Below are 21,132 nucleotides of genomic sequence, written 5' to 3'. Positions count from 1 at the left end.
GTGCACGTCCGATCAGTGCAGGTCACGCCGGGTGCGTGGGGCACGCGTCCGGGCGCCGGGTCGGCACGGCCGGGACAGCGGTCAGCGGGCCCGGGGGTGCGCGGTGGCGTACACCTCGCGCAGCGAGTCGACCGTGACCAGCGTGTACACCTGCGTGGTGGTGACCGAGGCGTGTCCGAGAAGCTCCTGCACCGAGCGGATGTCGGCCCCGCCCTCGAGCAGGTGGGTGGCGTAGGAGTGCCGCAGGGTGTGCGGTGACACGCGGTCGGCCAGCCCGGGGACGCCGCTGCGCTCGGCCGCCGATCGCAGGATCTGCCACGCGGCCTGCCGCGTCAGCCGGCCACCGCGGGTGTTGACGAACACCGCGGGGCTGAACCGCGCGGTGCGGCCACCGACCAGCGCCGGCCGTCCCTGGACGAGGAAGGCCTGCAGCGCGGCGATCGCGTACGAGCCGACCGGCACCTGCCGCTCCTTGGAGCCCTTGCCGCGCAACCGCGCCACCCCGGCCACGAGGTCCAGGTCGTCGACGTCCAGCCCCACGACCTCGGAGATCCGGGCCCCGGTCGAGTAGAGGAACTCGAGCATCGCGCGGTCCCGCAGCGGCCGCGGCTCGGTACCGCCGGCCGCCTCCAGCAATGCCAGCACCGACTCGAAGGGGATGGCCTTGGGCAGTCGCCGGGCCGGCGCCGGCGGCCGTACGTCCCGGGAGGTGTCGTCGGGAACGGCGCCCTCGGCGGTGAGGAAGCGGTGCCAGCCGCGGGCGGCGACCACGGCCCGGGCGGCCGAGGACGCGGCCAGGGGCTGCCGGTCGCCGTCCCCGGACCGCAGCGCGGCCAGGAAACCGCTGACCTGGGCGGCGGTGATCTGCTCCGGGCTCGTGACGCCCACCGCCGTCAGGTAGCCGACGTAGCGGGTCAGGTCCCGTCGGTAGGACAGCACCGTGTTGTGCGCCACCCCCCGCTCGACGGTCAGGTGGTCCAGATAGCCCGACAACGCGGCCACCAGCGCGGGCGCCGGCGGTTCCGGCTCGGCGCGTTCGACCGGACCCGCGGGCTGCGAGGTCATGCCCTCAGGGCGGGCGGCTGGGTCAGGGCTTCGTCGTCGCCCCGCACGAGGGCCTGGCTGTCGGTCCACGGCTGCGCTCCGGGCCGCAGCGAGCGCTCCCCGGTCAGTGCCGCCTGCGCCGCGAGGAGTCCGCTGACGGCCATCCCGTTGACGATGTCGCCGCGGAAGATCCCGTCGACGGCGACCGCGAGCGGGACCCGTTCGATCGTCAGGTCCGCCTCCTCGTGGGCGATCTCGCCCTGCCGGCCGATCTCGACGAGACCGCGGGCCAGGAAGATCCGCACCCCTTCGTCCATGATCCCGGGCGAGGGCACCACGTCGACGAGCACCTGCCAGCGGTTCGCCCGCAGGCCCGTCTCCTCGGCGAGCTCGCGCTGGGCCGCGGCCAACGGCAGCTCGCCGTCGACGTCGAGCAGACCGGCGGGCAGTTCCCACAGCCGGCGCCGGACCGGGTGCCGGTACTGCGCGACCAGCACCACCCGCTGCTCGTCGTCCAGCGCCACGATCGCCACCGCCCGGTCGTGCCCGACGGTCTCCCGCGCGGCCACCTTCCCGCCCGGCATCCGGACCTGGTCGACCCGGACCTGGACGATCCTGCCTTCGAAGACGGTCTCGCTGGAGACGACGTCGAACACGCCCGGTTCGGTCACCGTGCGACGCCCACCGGGGTCGGGGCCACGGACGCTGCGACGGCGGCGTCCTCGGCGTCGATGGGCAGCCGCTCGCCCTTGAGGTAGTTCAGCGACGCCTCGACGAAGGAGTAGAACAACGGGTGCGGCCGGGTCGGGCGCGACTTGAACTCCGGGTGCGCCTGCGTGGCGACGAAGAACGGGTGCAGCTCGCGGTCCAGTTCGACGAACTCGACCAGGTTGCGGTCCGGCGACATCCCGGACAGCCGCAGGCCGCTGGACTCCAGCAACTCGCGGTAGCCGTTGTTGACCTCGTAGCGGTGCCGGTGCCGCTCGGTCACCTCGGTCCCGCCGTAGATGTCGGCGACCAGGGAGCCCTCGTCCAGCACGGCCGGGTAGGCACCGAGTCGCATGGTGCCGCCCATGTCGCCGGCGCCGGCGACGATGTCGACCTGCTCGGCCATCGTGGCGATCACCGGGTCCTTGGTGTGCTGGTCGAACTCGGTGGAGTTCGCGTCGGCGAGACCTCCGACCACGCGGGCGATCTCGATGACCATGCACTGCAGGCCGAGGCAGATGCCCAGGGTGGGGATCCCGTTCGTCCGGGCGTAGGTCAGCGCGCCGAGCTTGCCCTCCACACCACGCACGCCGAAGCCGCCGGGCACCAGCACGCCCTGGACGTCGGCCAGCACCTGCTGGGCGCCCTGAACGGTCTCGACCTCGTCGGCCGCGACCCACTTGATCTCGACCTTCGCGCGGTTGCCGAAGCCGCCGGCCCGCAGCGCCTCGGTCACCGACAGGTAGGCGTCCGGCAGGTCGATGTACTTGCCGACGAGGGCGATCCGCACGGTCTCGGTGGGCTGGTGCACGCGGTCCAGCAGGTCACCCCAGACCGTCCAGTCGACGTCGTGGAAGGACGTGTTGAGCCGACGCACGACGTAGGCGTCCAGGCCCTCGTCGAACAGCACCCGCGGGATGTCGTAGATCGACGGCGCGTCGGGGCAGGCGATGACCGCCTCCTGGTCGACGTCGCACATCAGCGAGATCTTGCGCTTCATCGACTCCGGGATCGGCCGGTCGGAGCGGCAGACCAGGGCGTCGGGCTGGATGCCTATGTTGCGCAGCGCGGCCACCGAGTGCTGGGTGGGCTTGGTCTTGAGCTCCCCGGACGGCGCCAGGTACGGGATCAACGAGACGTGCAGGTAGAAGACGTTCTCCCGGCCGAGCTCGTGGCGGACCTGGCGGGCCGCCTCCAGGAACGGCAGCGACTCGATGTCACCGACGGTGCCACCGATCTCGGTGATGACGATGTCGGGGCGGTTGCCGTCGCGGTCGGCCGCCGACATCGCCAGGATCTGTTCCTTGATCTCGTTGGTGATGTGCGGGATGACCTGCACGGTGTCGCCGAGGTACTCCCCGCGCCGCTCCCGGGCGATGACGCGGGAGTACACCTTGCCCGTGGTGACGTTGGCGTCGGCCGACAACTCCCGGTCCAGGAACCGCTCGTAGTGGCCGATGTCCAGGTCGCACTCGGCGCCGTCCTCGGTGACGAAGACCTCGCCGTGCTGGAACGGGTTCATCGTGCCGGGGTCGACGTTGATGTACGGGTCCAACTTCTGCATGGTGACCCGGAGTCCGCGGCTGGTGAGCAGCTGTCCGAGGCTCGAGGCGGTCAGGCCCTTCCCCAGCGAGGAAGCCACCCCACCGGTCACGAAGATGTGCTTTGTCGACCGCGCTGATGGCGCCAAGGGGACTCCCGTTCCGCAATTTCAGACTGTCGGACCAAGGAGGGAACGCTCGGTTTCCGACACTCACTCACGGGATTTCACCCTAACAGTGCACGGGCCTCCCGCGCGTGCAGCCGGGCGGATCCGCGAGCCGACCGACCGGCGCCGGGACCGCCCCCGCAGACGACGGACGCCGGCGGTCCGGACCTGTGCAAGGGTCCGGACCGCCGGCGTCCGGCGGATGCGGCGAGGGCGGCCACCGGCCGCCGGGCATCAGGTGCGCAGGGTCGGCACCCGGGCCTCCGCGGTGTCGGCGACACCGTAGCGGCCGACGCCGCCGCCGTCCTGTTCGGCCAGGCCCAGCACGGTGGCCAGGCGCCCGGACGCCAGGTCGACGTCGTCCACGGTGGTCACCGCGGCGCTGTCGGCGGTGTCGGCCCGGATGACCCCGACCGGTCCGGTGCCGGCGGTCTCACTGCCCTGCCGGCCGGCCACCACGACCCCGTTGGCGGTCAGCTTCAGCTGGGTGGCCATCGAGGCGATCATCGCGGCGCGGTCGCCCTCGGACCCGCCGGTGATGTTCCCGCCGGTGAGCACGATCACCAGCCGGCCGGCCGCGGGCGAACCGCTGACCCGCACGAATCCGCCGGTGTCCAGGGCGGTGAAGGCGGTGGCGGCCTGGTCGGCGTCGGCCTTGCTGTTGCCGGTCTCGTCCGCCACCACCAGCAGGCTGAGGAAGGCACCCGCCAGAGTCCCGGGGTCGTCGACCTCGGGCAGGGTCTGGCCGGCCGGCAGCGTCGACGTCAGGACGGTGCGCAGCTCCTGCGAGCGGGCCGGGTCGGTGAAGTCGGTGGTCAGCTGGATCTGGGCGGCCACCGGGGCACCCGCCTTGTCCAGCAGCGCGAGGACCGCGTCACGGTCGGCGGCGTTGGCGTCCGCGGTGGTGATCAGCACGACGTTGGGATCCGGCCGGAACACCCCGCGGACCGCGACGTCACCCAGCGATTCGGCCATCTTCTCGGCGGCTGCGACGTTCGCGGTCAGCGCCGCGTTCTCGGTCTGCAGCTGGTCGCGCTGCTGCGACAGCGTCTCGGTGTCACCCTGCAGACCGGCCAGCAGCGGCGAGTTGATCTTGGTGGCGCCCAGGACGATGCCCAGCGCGAGCGCCAGGAACGCCGCCGCCAACGAGATGATGTGGTACCGCATGGAGATCATGGCCAGCCTTATCGGGAGGTTCGGGCGATTCAGAAGAGGTTGCGCACCCAGGCGGTGACGTCGTTCCACCACTGGCGGATGAGGTCGCCGTAGGTGCCGGAGACGTCGGAGACGAGCAACGCGACGACGATCGCCACGGTCGCGGCGATGATCAGCAGCATCACCGCCCACCAGGTCACCCGGGCGCGGTAGAGCTTGGTCAGCGCGGCCGCCTCGACGACCTTGTTCGCCACCCGCATCCGGACCAGGAAGCTGGACGCGGTGTTGCCCTGCCCGCGGTCGAGCAGATCGGTCAGCGTGGTCCGCATACCGACCGTGACGATCAGGGAGGCGTCGTGGGCGTCGGCGAGCAGCAGCGCGAGGTCCTCGCTGGTGCCGGAGGCGGGGAAGGTGACCGCGCCCAGGCCCAGGTCCTGGATGCGCTCGATCCCGGGGGCGTGCCCGTCGGTGTGCGCCGGGACGACGACCTCGGCCTTGGAGGTCAGCGACTCGGTGCTGATCGCGTCCGGGTTGCCGATGATCAGGTCCGGCTTGTGCCCGGCGGCGCGCAGCGCGTCGGCGCCGGCGTCGACACCGACCAGCACGGGCCGGTAGTCGGCGATGTACTTCCGGAGCTTCTTCAGCTCCTGCGCGGTGTCGGCGGACGCGGCCACCAGCACGACCTGGCGGTTCTCCATGTCGGTGCTGATCTCGGGGATGCCCACGCCGTCGAGCAGCAGGCTGCGCTCGCGCTTCATGTACTCGATCGCGTTGGCGGCGAACGCTTCCAGCTGGGCAGACATGCCCGCCTTGGCGTCGATCATCAGATCCGAGACGGACTCCTGGTTCTGGACGGTGCCGGTGCCGATCAGGTCGTCGCCGACGAACAGCGAGCCCTCGTCGAGGCGGACCTTGGCGCCGTCCTTGAGCCGGCCGAAGACCTTGTCGCCGATGGCGTCCACGAGCACGACGCCGGAGTTGACCAGCACCTCGGGGCCGAGGTTGGGGTAGCGGCCGGAGATCGACGCCGAGGCGTTGACGACCGCGGCCACTCCGGCCTGCACCAGCAGGTCGGCGGTCTTGCGGTCGAGGTCCGGATGGTCCACGACGACGATGTCGCCGTTGCCGGCCCGGCTGAGCACCTCGGCGGTCTGCCGGGACACCCGAGCGGACCCTGTGATTCCTGGTAGCTGGCGTGACCCACGTGACAGAAGTTTCATGGCTCCAGAGTGGCAGCTGACCTGCGCACATCGGCGGAGGGCGCGCGGAAGTCCACGTGTTCGGCGGTACTCGGACGGGTGAGAATCTGGTCACCTGGATCAGCGCGGGAACGGGCGCATCGGATGGGTGACACTCCGACCGGAAGCGGGATCGCATGGCCTACGACGAGCAGTACCTCGCACGACTCCGGGACCGGGCGTGGTTCGTCCCCGGCCGGGACGCCCTGCGGATCAGCGACCCCACGGTGTTCGCCGAGGACCGGCGGGCGCCGTTGAGCGGACGTGGCACGCGGTTCTCCTGGTACCGGCCCGGCGAGTTGCTGGTCCGCGTCGACGCCGACCCGGAGCTGCCGCGGTACCTGGCCGACAACGACGTGCAGCGCCGCCGTCCCGACGACCCTGACCACTGGCGGACCGCCGGGGACCGCCGGGTGGACGAGCGTCTCGACGCCACCCTGGCCGAGGCCGCCGGCGTGGAGCTGTGGACGACCGCCCCGGACGCGGACCTCCCGCGGCTGATCCAGGGGGCCCGGCGGCGGAGGCTCGCCGACCGGCGCGACGTGACGCTCAACCACGTCGCCTTCGGCGAGCCCAACGGCAAGTACATGGGCGGCCCCGGCAGCGTGCCGACCAGGGCGGACCGTCCCGTACTGCCGCAGTGGTTCGGCGCGGCCGAGTCGGCGCAGGTGGACTTGGCCGTGCTGGACACCGGTCTGCCGGTCGACTGGTCGGCGCGGGGGTCGCAGTACCGGCTGCAGGGGGTCATCCGGCCGGACGACCTGACCGGGTCGCACGAGTGGGACCTGCTGGACGAGAACGGCAACTCCGACCTGGACCGGCAGGCCGCCCACGGCCTGTTCATCTGCGGTCTGGTCAGCCGGCACGCCCCGGAACTGCGCATCGACCCCGCCCAGGTGCTGCATCCCGACGGCAGCGGCGACGAGGTCGAGATCATCACCCAGGGGCTGGCGACCGTCACCGCGCCCGTGGTCAACCTCTCCCTGGGGTGCTACACCGACGACAACCGCCCGCCGCCGGCGCTGGCCGAGGCGGTGCAGCGACTGCTGGACCGCGGCGTCGTGGTGGTGGCCGCGGCGGGCAACAACGGGCGGGACCCCGACTACCGGGGCCGCCGCTTCTTCCCGGCGGCGATGTGCGGCGTGATCGGCGTCGGCGCCTACGACTCCCGGGCGGACCCGCCGATCGCCGCCGACTTCTCCAACCGCGGCACCTGGGTCGACGTGTGGGCCCCGGGCGTCGAGCTGGTCAGCGACTACGTGCCGGACTGGCGGGTGCCCTCCCCCGACTGGTCCGACCCGTCCGAGCCGCCGCCCGGCGACGAGCCCCCGGCCGGGTCCTCCACCGCGTTCGTGCACTGGTCGGGGACGTCGTTCGCGGCCCCCCTGGTGGCCGCCGAGATCGCCCGCCGGGTCCGCAGCGACCCCACCGCGTCCGCGACGATCGTCGAGGATTTCCTGGACGGGTTGCCCTTCGATCCCGTCTTCGGCCGGATGTACGCCGCGGGCGACTACACCGTCTGAGCCGGCCCACCGCGCGTCACGGTCGGAGGCGGGACACCACCGTCTCGAGGGCTCAGTGCCGCTCGGTCGAGGACACCCGCGCGGCCTGCGGTTCAACGAGCCCCGGCGCCGCGGCGCCGGTCCCTGACCCGCCGAAGCAGGTGAACCCCGCCGCCGTGGCGGCCAGCGCCAGGTCCCCCGGGTCGACCGCACCGCGCACGCGGGCCAACGCCGCCGGCGGTGCGCACCCGGCCGCCAGCTCCCGGTGGAACAGCTCCATCAGGGCGCCGGTGGCGCCGTCCGGGGTCTCCAGCGCGGTCGCGACGACGGTCCGGGCGCCCAGTGACAGCAGCGCGGCGACGAGGCCCAGCAGCTCGTCGCCGGCACGGGTGGCCGAGACACCGGACCGGCAGGAGGGCAGCACCACCGTCCCGGGCGCCGCGCGGAGTCGCTCCAGGTCGTAGATCGTCAGCGGTCCGTCGTCGAGCAGCAGGGCGGAGAACAGGGGGTTGTCCGTGCGCAGCAGGCCGTGGACGGCGAGGTGGGCCAGCGGTGCCCCGTCGAGTGCGGTCAGCACGGCGTCGGTGGTGGCGTGCGGCGGGGTGAGGACGGTGGCGGTCGGCATCACCCGGTGCAGCGCGGCGATCTCCGCAACCGCCGCCGGCAGCCCCGGTCCCGCCACGAGCACCGGGACCCGTGCCGCCCGGTCCCGCCCGGCGCCCGACCCGGCGGCATCGGACACGACCGTCGCCCGGTACCAGGCCGCTGCCGACGGGGCCACCAGGAACGGCCGGGGCCACAGCCCGGGCAGCAGCGCCCACGGAACGGCGTGCACGGTCGCGCTGGGCACCACCACCACGGGACGGGACAGGTCCGGGTCGGCGCCGTCGAAGAGCCGGGCCCCCAGCCGCGCGGCCGCCGCCCGCAGCGCGTCGTCGGTGGCCCGCCGGGACCGGCCCGTTCCGAACCCGGTGGTCAGCCGGCGCAGCCCGAAGTGCACGTGGGCGATCTGCGCCGGCAGCTCGGCGAGCGGCCCCAGCCGGTGCAGGGAGAACCGCCCGTCCGACAGGTCCACCCGGTACAGCTGTCCCCCGTGCTCGACGAACTCGGTCAGCACCGCGTCGCCCAGCGTCGCGGCCAGCAGCTCGGGAGTCGCGGCGTCCGCCGGGGCACCCGGCCCCGCCGCCGTCCGGCTGACCGCCACCACCTCCTGCTCGGCGCGCCGCCGCTCGGCCGCGGGCGGGGCGGGGTCACCGTCGAGTTGGGCCGCCACGGTGTGGGCGTGCAGCTGCCGGACGGTGGCCAGCGCCCGGGTCAGCGCCGCGTCCTGCGGCGGTCTCGCGGGGCGGGGCCGGGTGGCGCGGGCCCGACCCAGGTCGGCCCACCGGAGGACGTCCCGGGCGCGCCCGGCCGCGAGGGCGTGCCCGAGTCCGAGGCCGACGAGGTCGGCACCCACCGCGCTGACCGCGACGCGGAGCTCGGTGGCCCCCAGCAGGGCCTGCTGCTCGTCCAGCACCCGCAGCCCGGCGCGCAACGCGACCCGGAACCCCCGACGGTCGCCGAGCTCGTCGGCGAGCAGCGCTCGGGCGTACCACCCGCGGAGCCGGGAGTCGACGGTGCCGAGCCGCCGGAGCTCGGCGGCGCGGGTGAGTTGCTCCCGCCGGACGACGGTGTCGCCCCGGCGGGCGGCGGCCCGCGCCGCGATGAGCCGGGCGTCCATCTCGGCGAGCGGCCAGCCGATGCGTCGGACCCGGTCGGCGGTGCGCAGCGCGTCGCGGAGCAGCGGTGCGGCCGGCGGGGCGGCCGGCTCGGCGGCGCGCAGCGCGGTCAGGTCGGCCAGCGCCGCCCAGTGGTGCCGGTGCTGTCGGCGGAACAGCCGGCGGGCGCGGCGGGCCGCCTCCGCCGCGGCGGCGTGATCGCCGTGCGCGGCGTGCGCCTGGGCGAGGACGAGCAGCGCATGGGGCAGGTCGACCTGCGGGCCGGCGGCTGCGACGGCGTCGACCGCGGCGGCGGCCTCGGCGACCGCCTCGCCGGTCAACCCGACGACCAGGAGGGTCTCGGCGCGGTCGATCCGCAGCTGGGGGTTGGGCGTGCCCCGGGCGACGTGCTCGGTGTGGACATCGTCGAACCTGGCCAGCGCCAGCGGGATGTCGCCGGCGAGGGTGGCCACGACGGCCAGGTTCCAGGCGGCGTCGGCGGCGAGTGAAGTCATGCCTGCGTCGAGCAGCAGGGCGCGGCTGCCGGAGAGGTCCGCGGCGGCGCGGGCGAGGTCACCCCGGTCGGTGTGGAGGCGACCGCGGTTGTTGAGCAACCGCGCCTCCCAGAGCCGGTCGTGGTGGCGGCGGAACACCGGCAGTGCGTCGCCGTAGCCGGCGAGCGCCTCGTCCAGACGTCCGATCCGCTGCAACACGAGTGCCCGTTGGCTCGCGGCCCGGGCCGCGGCGAGTCCGGTGCTGGCGTGTACCGCAAGGTCGGCCTGGTGCAGCGCGGCCCGGGCCCGGCCCGCCTCCAGGAGCAGGAAGGCCAGAGTCATCCGGGCTTCCGCCGCCGTGGCGGACGCGCCGGCTCGGACGGCGGCGCGCACCGCGTTGCGGACCCGGCGTTCGGCCGTGGACAGGTCGCCGAGTTCCCGCAGGGCGAGCGCGGCGGCGCGGTGGGCGGTGGCGGCGGCGGCGGTGTCGTGGTCCCGGTGCGCGACGGACACCGCCCGGTCGGCCAGGGTCAGTGCGTGGCGGGGGTCGCGGCCGACCTCGTCGAGGGCGGCCGCAGCCAGACCCGCCGGGTCCGGATCGTCCGCGGGGTCGGGGTGTGCCGTGGGCGCCGCCCGCGACCTCGGAGCGACTGCCGCCGCGGCTCCGGCCCGTGCCCGGCCCACCGGGGTCGCGTGCGCAGTCGGATCAGGGCCGGCCGGCTCCGGAGGTGCGGGTGGTGCCGCCGGTCGCGCGACGGGACTCGGCGGTCCGGACGCCTTGGCGAGCCCGGCGTGCTGCGGAGGCTCCGTGGGGTCGGTGACGCCGCCGGCGGGGTCGACGAGCGAAGTCACGGTTCTCAGCTTCGCAGCCCGGGGGCCCGGCGTCACTGGGAACGCGGCCGGCCCGGTCACCCACCGACCGCCAGCTCGCGTCGCCCCCAGCCCAGCCGCTGGGGTGCGGCGTCGCGCTGGTCGGCGCCGTCCAGGTCCGCGCCCCCGACCCGGGCCGCCGGTCTGCGTGAGCTCGTCCCGCGCGCCGCCGGTCGGACGGTCAGTCGAGCCGGGTGGAGATCCAGGGTGTGGTCGTGCGGCCGGTGGTCGGATCGGTGAGCCTCACGCGCAGCAACCCGGCCGGCAGTCCGGTGGCGTGGAACCAGCCGTGCGGATCGACGGCGAGGCGGGTGCGGCTGGTCCCGGTGTCGACCTCGAGGACCGCGTCGCCGCGGCCGGGGTCGATGCCGGTGATCAGCCCCCGGACCTCCACACCGTCCGCGGCCCGGTCGATCTGCACCTCGATCCCCACCGTGTCGGTCTCGAACGACAGCATCCGGGGGGCGACGGTGCCGGTGGACCGGACGAGGGCGAGCCGGTCGACGTCGGAGTCGCCGGTGAGGACCGCGAGCTCGGCGTCGAGCTCCCGGGTCTCGAAGGCGGCCCGGGCGAGCGCATCGACGAGGGGCGGCGGCGCATCGTGATGGGCGAGCACACGGAGCCGGTCCATCAGGTCGTCGAGGGCGGGATCGGCGCGCTCGGCGTCGGTGGGCTCCGGCAGGTCGACCGGCCCGGGGTTCACCGGGCACCCCGGGGTGGCGGCCGTCGCCCGACGTCGGGTTCCGCGGTGATGATCGTGCGCAGCTGGGCGAGGCACCGCTGCCGGGCCGGCCCGATGCTGCCCATGGGCATGTCGAGAGCCGCCGCCACGGCGCTGTAGGGCGGGGGTGGGGAGGCCATCAGGACGCGCAAGAGCCGGCGGCACCGATCCCCGAGCATCCTCATCGCCTCCCAGAGGGCGCGATCGCGTTCGTCCTCGAGAAGGGCCGCGTCGACCGGCGGGGCGGGGTCGGGAACCGACTCCAGGAATTCGTCGCCCCCGTCGAGGCGGAGCCGTCCGGATCGGCGGAGGTGCTGCAGGCACTCCCGCCGGACGGTGGTGCCCAGCCAGGACGCGATCCGGTCCGGCTCGGTGATCCGGTCCAGGTTCTCGACGAGCCGCATCCACGTCAGTTGCACGGCGTCGGCGGCGTCCGCGTCGGACAACCGGAAGCTCCGGGCCACGGACCAGACCAGGCGGTTGTAGCGATCCACGAGTGCGTTCCACGCCGCCGGGTCCCCGTGCCGGGCGGCGGTCACCAACAACCCGACGTCGGTTTCACCGGCCTCCGCGGTCCTGTCGTCGGTGTGCATGGCGATCCCTCTTCCGCGATGCGGCCGCCGGCCGGTGTACGGCCCGATGCGGCCTCACGCTACTGATCAGAGGACCCGAACGGCAGGCCTGATACATAGCGAGCCGGCCGGCGGTGGTCCTGCGCCGGCCGCCGACGCTTCGGATTCGCGGCGGCTCACCCCCGGGCTCCACCTTGGCGCGAGCCGGCCGGCGGTGGTCCTGCGCCGGCCCGCGGTGGTCCTGCGCCGGCCGCCGACGCTTCGGATTCGCGGCGGCTCACCTCGGGCTCCACCTCGGTGACAGCGGAAGCGCTGGTCGGAAGCGGATCCGCTGCGCGTCCCAGCACCGGCGATCAACGGTCCACTCAGGCCGCCCGGGACAGCTCCTTCCGCCGTGTGCGGGCCGCGGTGACCAGCTCGGCGGCGTGCTGGCGCGCCGACGCTCCGACCGTGCCGCCGAGCATCCGCGCCAACTCCGCCTCTCGCAGATCACCTTCCACGGCCCGTACCGACGACGACCGGATCGCGCCGTCCTCGGTGGCGTCCACGACGAGCTGCCGGTCGGCGTACGCGGCGACCTGGGCGAGGTGGGTGACCACGACCACCTGGTGCGTGCGGGCGAGGCGGGCGAGCAGTGCACCGATCTCGGTGGCCGCCCGGCCGCCGACGCCGGCGTCGACCTCGTCGAACACCAGCGTTCCGACCGGGTCGGCCTCCGCCAGGACCACCTCGAGCGACAGCATCACGCGTGACAACTCCCCGCCTGAAGCGCCCTTCTGGATGGGCAACTCGGGGGCACCGCGGTGCGCGGTGAGCAGCAGCTCCACCGTGTCGAAGCCGTCGGGCCCGGCCGTGATGTACCGACCGCCGACCTTGAGCGCATCCGCGTGCCCAGGCGCGACTTCGGTCTGGGTGACCGCGACCCGCAGCGTCGCCCGGCCCATCGCGAGGTTGGCGAGCTCGGCGGTCGCGGCGGCCCCCAGTTCCTCGGCCCGGGCGGTACGGGCCTTGGTCAGCCGCTTCCCGGCGGCCACCACGGCGGACGCCAGCTTCTTCTCCTGCTCACGCAGCGCGGCGATCGCCTCGTCCGAGGTGTCCAGGGACGCCAGCTCCACGCGGGCCGACTCGGCCCAGTCGAGAACGGCGTCGACGTCGGCACCGTACCGGCGGGTGAGAGTCCGCAGGACGGCTTGCCGTTCCATGATGGTCTGCAGGCGTTCGGGATCGGCGTCCAGTTCGTCCAGATAGGCCGAGAGCTCCATCCCGACATCGGTGAGCAGCACGCCGGCTTCCCGCAGTGCCTGGGACAGCGCGCGCAGCTTCTCGTCCCCGGCGCTCTCCAACGCCCGGCGCGCCGCGGTCAACTGGCCGACGGCCGAGGCCACGTCGGGATCGGCGTCGGAGCCGTCGAGCGCCGTCTGGGCGTCGGCGGCGGAGGCCCGCAGCGCGTCGGCGTTCTCCAGTCGGCGCGCTTCGGCGATCAGCTCGGCGTCCTCTCCGGGCAGCGGGTTGACCGCGGCGATCTCGGCGAGGCCGATCTGCAGGAGTTGCTCGCGCTGGGCACGCTGCTGGCCGGACGCCAGCCGGTCGGTGAGTTCGCGGCGGGCCGCCTGCCACTCGCTGCGCAGCCGCCGGTAGTCGCTGATCTCCGCGGTCAGCCCGGCGAAGCGGTCCAACACCGCGCGCTGCTGCGCCGGACGCAGCAGGGAGATCGCCTCGGACTGACCGTGGATGGCCACCAGCGGATCCGTCACCTCCGACAGCGTGGCCAGCGGCGCGGAACGTCCGCCCACGTGCGCGCGCGACCGGCCGTCGGCGGTGACCGTGCGCACCGTGATCAGGCTGCCGTCGTCGTCGAGCTCCCCTCCGGCGGCCTGGGTGACGCCGACCGCGGGAGAACCCGCGGGTGGCAGGAACCGCGCTTCGACGGTGGCGCGGGCGGCACCCGTGCGGACGCGGTGCGCGTCGGCGCGGCCACCCGTCGCGAGTCCCAACGCGGTGACGACCATGGTCTTGCCCGCGCCGGTCTCGCCGGTGACGACGGTGAGACCCGGGTGGAGCTCGAGGACAGCGTCGTCGATGACCCCGAGCCCGGTGATGTGCAGTTCACTGAGCATGACGCCACGGTAGACGATCCGCACGGGTGTTCGAAAGAGGCGCACGGGCCTGTGGACAGCTCCACGCTCTCGCGCGGCTGTGGACAACCGGTCAGTGCCGCTTGTCGCGCCACCCCTGGACCGGCAGCGCGAACTTGCGGACCAGCCGGGTGGAGAACGGCAGCTCGCCGAGCCGGACCATCTTGACCGGTTGCACGCCGCGGCGCACCCGGATCCGGGAGCCGGCCGGCAGTTCGGTGATGCGACGACCGTCGCAGGCCATCGCCGCTTCGTGTCCCTTCGGGTCGATGTGCACGGTGACCTCGACGCTCGGGGCGACGACCAGCGGACGCGCGAACAGGGCGTGGGCGTTGGACGGCACCACCAGCAGCGCCTCGACCTGGGGCCAGATGATCGGTCCGCCGGCGGAGAAGGCGTAGGCGGTGGAACCGGTGGGGGTCGCGATGAGGACGCCGTCACAGCCGAACGCCGAGATGCCGTGACCGTCGACCTCGACCACGACGTCGAGGATGCGTTCCCGGGTGGCCTTCTCGACACTGACCTCGTTCAGCGCCCAGTTGCGGGTGATCTCCACGCCGTCGTGCTCGACGAGCACGTCCACGGTCATCCGCTCGCGGACGGTGTAACTGCGGTCGATGACCGCCTGGATGACCCCGTCGAGCTGCTCGGGGTCGGCCTCGGCCAGGAACCCGACCCGACCCAGGTTGATGCCCAGGACCGGCGCGTCGATCGGCCGGGCCTTGTCGGCCGCCCGCAGCAGGGTTCCGTCGCCGCCCAGACCGAGCACCATCTCGATGGAGTTGTCCGGTCGCGGGTCGACGCAGGGCAACCCGAGCAGGTCGTTCTCCCCGGGCAGGGCGACCAGGTCGACACCCGCGCGCGACAGCGGCTCGGCGATGCGGCGGGTGAGTTGGTTGATGTCGTCCCGGCCGGTGTGGGCGACGAGCAGCACGCGACGGGTCACTGTGGGCCCTCGTCCACTGCGGTGCGGATCCGGCCCGCGACGTCGTCCGGGTCGGTGCTTCCGGTGGTGGTCAGGTGCACGAAGTACTCCACGTTGCCGCTGGGTCCGGGAAGGGGGGACGCGACCACGCCGGCCAGTCCCCAGCCGAGGTCGCGGGCGGCGGTGGCGACGTCGGTGACCACTTCCGCCCGGAGTCCGGGATCACGCACGACTCCCCCACTGCCGAGTCGTTCCTTACCCACTTCGAACTGGGGCTTGGTCATCAACGCGAGGTGTCCGTCGGGGCGGCAGCAGGCGATCAGCGCGGGCAGCACGAGCGTCAGCGAGATGAAGGACAGGTCGGCGACGACGAGGTCCACCGGTCCGTCGATGTCGTCGGGGGTCAGGTTGCGGACGTTGGTGCGGTCGTGGATCTGCACGCGCGGGTCGTTCTGCAGGCGCCAGACGAGTTGCCCGTAACCGACGTCCACGCAGATCACGCGGTCGGCGCCCCGGCGCAGCAGCACGTCGGTGAAGCCGCCGGTCGAGGCCCCGGCGTCCAGGCAGCGCGCCCCCTGGACCCGGATGTCGGTGAATGCGTCCAACGCGCCGACGAGCTTGTGGGCACCGCGCGACGCCCAGTTGTCGTCGACGACGTCCTCGCGGACGACGACCGGGTCCGCGGCCGAGACACCGGTGGCCGGCTTCGACGCCTGTTGGCCGGCGACCGTCACCCGCCCGGCGTGGACGAGCTCGGCCGCGTGTTCTCGGGACCTCGCGAGACCGCGACGGACGAGTTCGGCGTCGAGCCGGGCACGGCGCATGTCAGCGACCGCCACCGGGCGGTCGCCCGGGTGTGGCCGCACCGGCCGTGCCGGCGGTCGCGGCCAGCGCGTCGGTCAGCGCGGCGTGGATGCGCCCGAAGACGGGAACCTGACCGGCCGGGTCGAGGGTCTCGAGCAGCTCCAGATCGGCGTCGACGGACTCGAAGGGATCGACCGCCGGACGCGCCGCGGGCGGGACGGGATTGCTCATCGGGCCCTCCTCGCTGACCTGGACGGCGCGGCTCGCACCGGGCCGGACACCGCGCGGACGGGATGTCCGCGCGGTGTCACGCTATCCGACGGTCAGCCGGCCCGGATTCCGAGGCGTTGCAGGGTGGCCCCGGCCGCTTCGTCGCCGGCGTGGACAGCCCCGACGGGCGTCTCCGTCGCGGCCCAGCCGGCCCTGGCCAGCGCAGCGAGCGCGTGCAGCGCGTCCGTGTCGGGCAGGGTGTCGCCGTCGTCGCCCGATCCGTCGCGGCGCAGGGTCAGACCACCGTCGCCGAAGTCGGCCTGCCACCCGTTCCCACCGGAGGCGATCTCGACGCTGCGGGCGGCGTCGACGACGGCGCGCATGTCGAACCCGACGTGGGTGGGACGCCGCTCGGCTGCGGCGGTGACGACCTCGGCGGGGGTGGAGACCCCGGTGAAGACGAGCAGCGACGGGACTCCGGCGGTGACCGCCGCTTCGATGTCGGTGTCCAGGCGGTCGCCGACGACCAGCGGAGTGGTCGAGCCGTACCGGGCGATCGCGGCGTCGATCATCGGCCGGGCCGGTTTGCCGGCCACCCGGGGACGGCGTCCGGTGGCGGTGACCAGCACCGACACCATGGCGCCGTTGCCGGGCAGCAGCCCCCGATCGGTGGGGAGGGTGGCGTCCACGTTGGCCGCGACCCAATCCGCCCCACCCCGCAGGGCGAGGCACGCCTCGGCCAGGATCGGCCAGCCCGTCTCGGGCGAGTGGCCCTGCACGACCGCCACCGGGTTCTCGGCGAAGGTGCGCACCGGGGTGAGCCCGCGACGGGCCACCTCGTCCGCCAGGTACGGCGCTCCGACGACCAGTACCGCCGCACCGGTCGGGTGCCGGTCGACGAGCATCGTCACCGCCGCCTGCGGTGAGGTCAGGACGTCATCGGCGGCGGCGTCCAGTCCCATTCCCGACAGCTGGGCCGCGACCTCGGCCGGCGGCCGCGACGCGTTGTTCGTGACGTACACCGAACGGGCGCCCCGGCGAGCCGCCTCCTGCAGCGCCTCACCGACGTGGTCGATGGGTTGATGTCCCAGGTAGACGGTGCCGTCCAGGTCGAGCAGCAGGACGTCGAAGCGCTCGGCCAGCGACGTCACGATTCCTGGCCCGAGCTGAACAGGACCGATCCGCGCCCGATCGGCACCTCGCCGGCCGGAGTGGGGCGGCCGTCGAGCTCCTGATCGGCCCCTTCTTCGTCATCCGCGTCCTCGTCGTCGGCGGCGACGTGGTCGACAGCGGCGTCCTCGGCGTCCTCGGCGTCCTCGGGAGTGTTGTCCTCGTCGACGGCGACCTCGATGGGCGCGGTGCCGGTGCGGTCGTCGTCCTCGATGTCGGCGGCGACGTCGGTCGACGCAGTCGCGATGTCGTCGGCACTGTCGTCGAGCGCGGCGTCGTCGGTGACGAGCTCGGCGCCGCCCGCGACGGTGTCCCTCTCCGTGTCGGCGGTGTCACCGCTGTCGGCGACCCCGGGCACGTCGGAGGAGCCGTCGGCATCCTGGGCGGCGTCCGAGGCGGCCACACCGCCGCCGTCACGGATGGCGATGAGGTCGGCGATACGGTCGGCGGCGTCGGTGTCCCCGTCGTCGTCGGCGTCGTCGGCGCGGACGAACCACTGCAGCGCCTCGTCGGACCTACTGGCCGTCAGAAGCAGGTCGGCGTAGGCGTAGTACAGACGAGCCGACCACGGCTCGGGACGGTCGAGGTCGAATCCGGGACCGTCCTGCAGAACCGCCATCGCCGCATCGAGCTGACCCAGATCGGCACGGGCGCCGGAGGCCACGATGCGCAGCTCCGCTGCGCCCTCTTCGTCGAGCTGGGCCGCCTCGGGGCTGCGGGCGAGATCCAGTGCACGCTCCGGGTTGCCCAGAGCGCGTTCGCAGTCTGCCAGGATGGCGACGTGGCCAGGGCCACCACCCATGCGGCGGGCGGCACGGAGCTCCGAGATCGCCTCGGCCCACTCCTGCGCCCGGTAGGCGACGAGCCCGACCGTCTCACGGACGACGGCGATACGCCCACCCTTCGAACGGGCGGCCCGCGCGTGCAGCCAGGCCTCGTCCGGCTCCTCGTCGGCGAGGGACGTCGCGGCGACCAGGTGGCGGGCGACGAACTCGCTGTTCTCCTTGCTCAGCCCACGGAGATCGCGGAGGACCTCCGGCCCCAACTCCGACGGCTCTGCCCACTCCGGCGCGTCGGGCCAGACCTCGTTGGCGTCTTCGGGGCGGATGCGCGAGCCGGTCGGCGCCTCGCGGCGCGGGCGGTCGGCGCGGTCGTCGTCGAAACGACGGGGCGGGCGGTCGGCGTCGGCGCGAGGAGCGGAACGATCCGGCCGATCGGACCGCTGCGGACGGTCGTCACGCCGAGGCGGGCGGCTGTCGTCGGACCGGTACGCCGGACGCTCGCGGTCGTCCGTGCGCGGCGAACGCGGACGATCACGGTCATCGCCGGCCACCGGACGGTCGTCGGTGCGCTCCGGGCGGTCGGCCGGAGCCTTGAAGGTGTCACTGAGGTTGCCGCCGAAAGGACTCCGGGATCCCGGACGGTCCTCACGCTGCGGACGCCGATCATCGGGGCGGTCACCACCGGCCCGCGGCGCGCGGTCGTCCCGCTGGCCGTAGGGGCGGTCACCGCGCGGACGGTCGTCGCGCTGGCCGTAGGGGCGGTCACCGCGCGGACGGTCGTCGCGCTGACCGTAGGGGCGGTCACCGCGCGGACGGTCGTCGCGCTGACCGTAGGGACGGTCACCGCGCGGACGGTCGTCCCGCTGACCGTAGGGACGGTCACCGCGCGGACGGTCGTCCCGCTGACCGTAGGGGCGATCGCCACCGGCACGCGGCGCACGATCGTCCCGCTGCCCGTAGGGACGGTCACCGGCACGCGGCGCACGGTCATCACGCTGACCATAGGGACGGTCGCCGCCGGAGCGCTCGCCGCCGCGGTAACCGCCACGGTCATCACGCTGACCATAGGGGCGGTCGCCGCCGGAGCGCTCGCCGCCGCGGTAACCGCCACGGTCGTCCAGCTGCCCGTAGGGGCGATCGCCACCGGCACGCGGCGCACGGTCATCACGCTGCCCGTAGGGACGGTCACCGCGCGGACGGTCGTCCCGCTGGCCGTAGGGACGGTCACCACGGGGACGGTCGTCCCGCTGGCCGTAGGGACGGTCACCACGGGGACGGTCGTCGCGCTGCCCGTAGGGGCGATCGCCACCGGCACGCGGAGCACGGTCATCACGCTGACCATAGGGGCGGTCGCCGCCGGAGCGCTCGCCGCCGCGGTCCTCACGCCGACCGTAGGGACGGTCACCACCGGCACGGGGCGCACGGTCATCCCGCTGACCATAGGGACGGTCACCGCCGGAGCGCTCGCCGCCGCGGTAACCGCCACGCTCACGGTCGTCACGCTGACCATAGGGACGGTCACCGCCGGAGCGCTCGCCGCCGCGGTAACCGCCACGATCGCCCTGCGCGTCCGTGGGGCGCCGCCCCTGGTATCCCTGCCCGGCGGGACGATCGCCCGTGCCGCGCTGGTCGCTGCGGTCACTCCGATCGCGGTCGACTCCGAATCCGGAACCGCCGCGGTATCCGCCTTCGGGGCGCTGCCCGGTCCGCGGGCCGTCCGAACCACCGCGGTATCCGCCGCGATCGTCAGGAGTCCGTCCCTGGTAACCGGTGCGTGGGCGGTCGCCCTGGCCGCCTTCTCGGTCACCGCGGTAGCCGCCACCGCGCGCGTCGCCACCGTCGCGAACACCCTGATATCCGCCGGCGCGAGGACGATCAGAACCACCCTGGTAGCCCCCCGTGCGGGCACCCCTGTCAGCGTTGCCCTGATACCCGCCGCTACGGGGACGCTCTCGATCGCCCTGCCCGGAACCGCGACCCCCGAAGCCACGCGGACCGCCGCTGCGGTCTCCGTTGCCGGTCGACCGGTCTTCACGCCCGGAGTCCTGACCCCGCGCACCGCCCCGGGGGCTCTGCGCGTCGCGCCGGTCTCGGCGAACGTCGTCGCCTCTGTCGTTATCCTGCGGCGCCATGGCCAACAACTCCTGAATCGCTGTTCTGATGTACATCTGATGGTAGTGCGTGGCAGACCCCGCTCCCACGAACAGCGTGCTTGTGGACGGGTGACCATTCCGATGCCAGCCCGCAACGTGCGCTGCCTGACCGCCAGCGGAGTGAATGACAGCGACACGGTCACGTGCGTGGCGATGGTCGACCACACGCACAACGTCACGAGTTTCTCAACGCACACTCCCTCGTGCGACGTGAGAACTCGCCGAAAGCGGACCACAGCCAACCCAGCGGCGTCGTACACCGGGTTGTGTCACCGTGACGATGAATTCGGGCTCTGGTGCTCAGGCGGTTGATGGCCGAAGGTCCCGTTGGGGTGGTTCGGTGGCTGGGTGTGCTCTGCGTGTCGGCGCACGTAGCGACGGGCGTGGTGGGGCGGCGGGGTGGTTGGGCGCGGCGGGGTGTGTGATGGGCGGCGGGACGGTTGGCTGCGGTCCGTGCGGCACGGCGGTCGGGACCCAGGTCGCTGCTGGTTGTCGGTCGGGACCCGGGTCCCTGCTGGGTTGTCGCTCGGGGCCCGGGGGTCGCTTCTGGTTGTCGGTCGGGAACCCGGGTTCGCTGCTGGTTGCCGGTGGGGGTCGGGGGTTGTGGGTGGTTCGCCGGGTTGGGCGCGGTCGCCCCTGCTGGTTGCTGACCACCCGCTGCCGGTATGGGGCGGTGGGCGGATGACTTCTCCGTCGGGGAGGCGGTGCGCCGGCGCCGGCGCGTGCACCGATCATGACTGCGGTGGCCGCGGGTGTCGGGGCGGGTGATTGTGGTGTCGGGGGGTGACCCGTGGTGTCCTGAGAAGCACGGTGGTGTCCTGAGAAGCACGGTGCGGCTTCGACCAGAACAACGCGCCGGTGAAATGCAGAAAAGGGGCCCCCTCGTGGGGGCCCCTTTTCTGGGATGTGTGTTCGGCAGTGTCCTACTCTCCCACACCCTGGCGGGTGCAGTACCATCGGCGCTGTAGGGCTTAGCTTCCGGGTTCGGGATGGGACCGGGCGTTTCCCCTACGCTATGGCTGCCGTAACGCTGCGAAACATCGTGTTCCAACCCCCAGGTGCTGGCAGCTGCCGGTCGTGCCCCACCAATAAATCAGGTGAAGGCCGGCCGGAAGCAGCAACCCCGGGGGGTTTGTTGTTTCAGGTATCGCACAGTGGACGCGTAGCATTTTTGTGGTAAGTCCTCGGCCTATTAGTACCAGTCAGCTCATAACACCTTACGGTGCTTCCACTTCTGGCCTATC

At 73.4% G+C, this 21,132-nt stretch carries 16 protein-coding genes and 1 rRNA gene; 2 read left to right on the top strand and 15 right to left on the bottom strand.

The annotated features are described in order from the left end of the window. Positions 1-81: 81 nt before the first annotated feature. From DB033_RS00435 to steA, 5 genes are all read right to left on the bottom strand, one after another. The gene (locus DB033_RS00435; RefSeq protein WP_111764969.1) at positions 82-1,065 is read right to left on the bottom strand and encodes a site-specific tyrosine recombinase XerD; all 984 of its coding nucleotides are present in this window, start codon (positions 1,063-1,065) and stop codon (positions 82-84) included. Next, the gene (locus DB033_RS00430; RefSeq protein ID WP_205843584.1) at positions 1,062-1,715 is read right to left on the bottom strand and encodes an NUDIX domain-containing protein; all 654 of its coding nucleotides are present in this window, start codon (positions 1,713-1,715) and stop codon (positions 1,062-1,064) included. The genes DB033_RS00435 and DB033_RS00430 overlap by 4 nt, the downstream gene beginning before the upstream one ends. Next, the gene (locus DB033_RS00425) at positions 1,712-3,442 is read right to left on the bottom strand and encodes a CTP synthase (protein ID WP_111764968.1); all 1,731 of its coding nucleotides are present in this window, start codon (positions 3,440-3,442) and stop codon (positions 1,712-1,714) included. Before DB033_RS00425 ends, DB033_RS00430 begins: the two co-directional genes overlap by 4 nt. Before the next feature lie 252 nt (positions 3,443-3,694). Continuing rightward, positions 3,695-4,636 (bottom strand): copper transporter, encoded by a 942-nt coding sequence (locus DB033_RS00420; RefSeq protein WP_111764967.1) that lies wholly within the window; start codon positions 4,634-4,636, stop codon positions 3,695-3,697. A 29-nt stretch (positions 4,637-4,665) separates the two neighbouring features. Continuing rightward, entirely contained in the window at positions 4,666-5,835 is a 1,170-nt protein-coding gene (gene steA / locus DB033_RS00415; protein ID WP_111764966.1) for a putative cytokinetic ring protein SteA, read from the bottom strand. Between the two features lie 155 nt (positions 5,836-5,990). Here steA and DB033_RS00410 point away from each other — a divergent pair, with 155 nt between their 5' ends. After that, complete coding sequence (locus DB033_RS00410) at positions 5,991-7,376, top strand: S8 family peptidase (RefSeq protein ID WP_111764965.1); 1,386 nt, start codon at positions 5,991-5,993, stop codon at positions 7,374-7,376. 52 nt (positions 7,377-7,428) lie between these two features. On the opposite strand, the gene DB033_RS21550 is transcribed toward DB033_RS00410, so the two are convergent. The 9 genes from DB033_RS21550 to DB033_RS00365 form a co-directional block, all read right to left on the bottom strand. Continuing rightward, positions 7,429-10,398, bottom strand: a complete 2,970-nt coding sequence (locus DB033_RS21550) for a CHAT domain-containing protein (RefSeq protein WP_157970422.1) — start codon at positions 10,396-10,398, stop codon at positions 7,429-7,431. A 199-nt stretch (positions 10,399-10,597) separates the two neighbouring features. Further along, a complete protein-coding gene (locus tag DB033_RS00400; protein ID WP_111764963.1) occupies positions 10,598-11,119 on the bottom strand; it encodes a hypothetical protein in 522 nt (173 codons plus the stop codon). Next, entirely contained in the window at positions 11,116-11,730 is a 615-nt protein-coding gene (locus DB033_RS00395; protein WP_111764962.1) for an RNA polymerase sigma factor, read from the bottom strand. The genes DB033_RS00400 and DB033_RS00395 overlap by 4 nt, the downstream gene beginning before the upstream one ends. A 344-nt stretch (positions 11,731-12,074) precedes the next feature. Continuing rightward, positions 12,075-13,826, bottom strand: coding sequence for a DNA repair protein RecN (gene recN, locus DB033_RS00390; protein ID WP_111767118.1), 1,752 nt, complete (start codon positions 13,824-13,826; stop codon positions 12,075-12,077). A 91-nt stretch (positions 13,827-13,917) separates the two neighbouring features. After that, positions 13,918-14,790, bottom strand: coding sequence for an NAD kinase (locus DB033_RS00385; protein WP_111764961.1), 873 nt, complete (start codon positions 14,788-14,790; stop codon positions 13,918-13,920). Beyond that, entirely contained in the window at positions 14,787-15,593 is an 807-nt protein-coding gene (locus DB033_RS00380) for a TlyA family RNA methyltransferase (RefSeq protein WP_111764960.1), read from the bottom strand. The genes DB033_RS00385 and DB033_RS00380 overlap by 4 nt, the downstream gene beginning before the upstream one ends. A gap of 1 nt (position 15,594) precedes the next feature. Then, on the bottom strand, positions 15,595-15,804 hold the full coding sequence (locus DB033_RS00375; RefSeq protein WP_111764959.1) for a hypothetical protein: 210 nt from the start codon (positions 15,802-15,804) through the stop codon (positions 15,595-15,597). A 92-nt stretch (positions 15,805-15,896) separates the two neighbouring features. Further along, positions 15,897-16,934 carry an HAD-IIA family hydrolase gene (locus tag DB033_RS00370; protein ID WP_111764958.1) on the bottom strand — a complete coding sequence of 346 codons (1,038 nt, stop codon included), beginning with the start codon at positions 16,932-16,934 and terminating at the stop codon, positions 15,897-15,899. After that, a complete protein-coding gene (locus DB033_RS00365) occupies positions 16,931-17,998 on the bottom strand; it encodes a tetratricopeptide repeat protein (protein ID WP_111764957.1) in 1,068 nt (355 codons plus the stop codon). Before DB033_RS00365 ends, DB033_RS00370 begins: the two co-directional genes overlap by 4 nt. Here DB033_RS00365 and DB033_RS20450 point away from each other — a divergent pair. Beyond that, positions 17,930-20,200 carry a hypothetical protein gene (locus DB033_RS20450; RefSeq protein ID WP_157970421.1) on the top strand — a complete coding sequence of 757 codons (2,271 nt, stop codon included), beginning with the start codon at positions 17,930-17,932 and terminating at the stop codon, positions 20,198-20,200. The two genes, DB033_RS00365 and DB033_RS20450, sit on opposite strands and share 69 nt — an antisense overlap. Before the next feature lie 598 nt (positions 20,201-20,798). Here the strand turns inward: DB033_RS20450 and rrf are convergent. Next, positions 20,799-20,915, bottom strand: a 5S ribosomal RNA gene (rrf, locus tag DB033_RS00355). Positions 20,916-21,132 lie beyond the last annotated feature (217 nt).

Origin of the sequence: Nakamurella deserti, assembly GCF_003260015.1 — a bacterium.
GTDB lineage: Bacteria > Actinomycetota > Actinomycetes > Mycobacteriales > Nakamurellaceae > Nakamurella > Nakamurella deserti.
The sequence above is the reverse complement of the archived record's forward strand: the minus strand, read 5'-3'. Positions and strand labels throughout refer to the sequence as shown.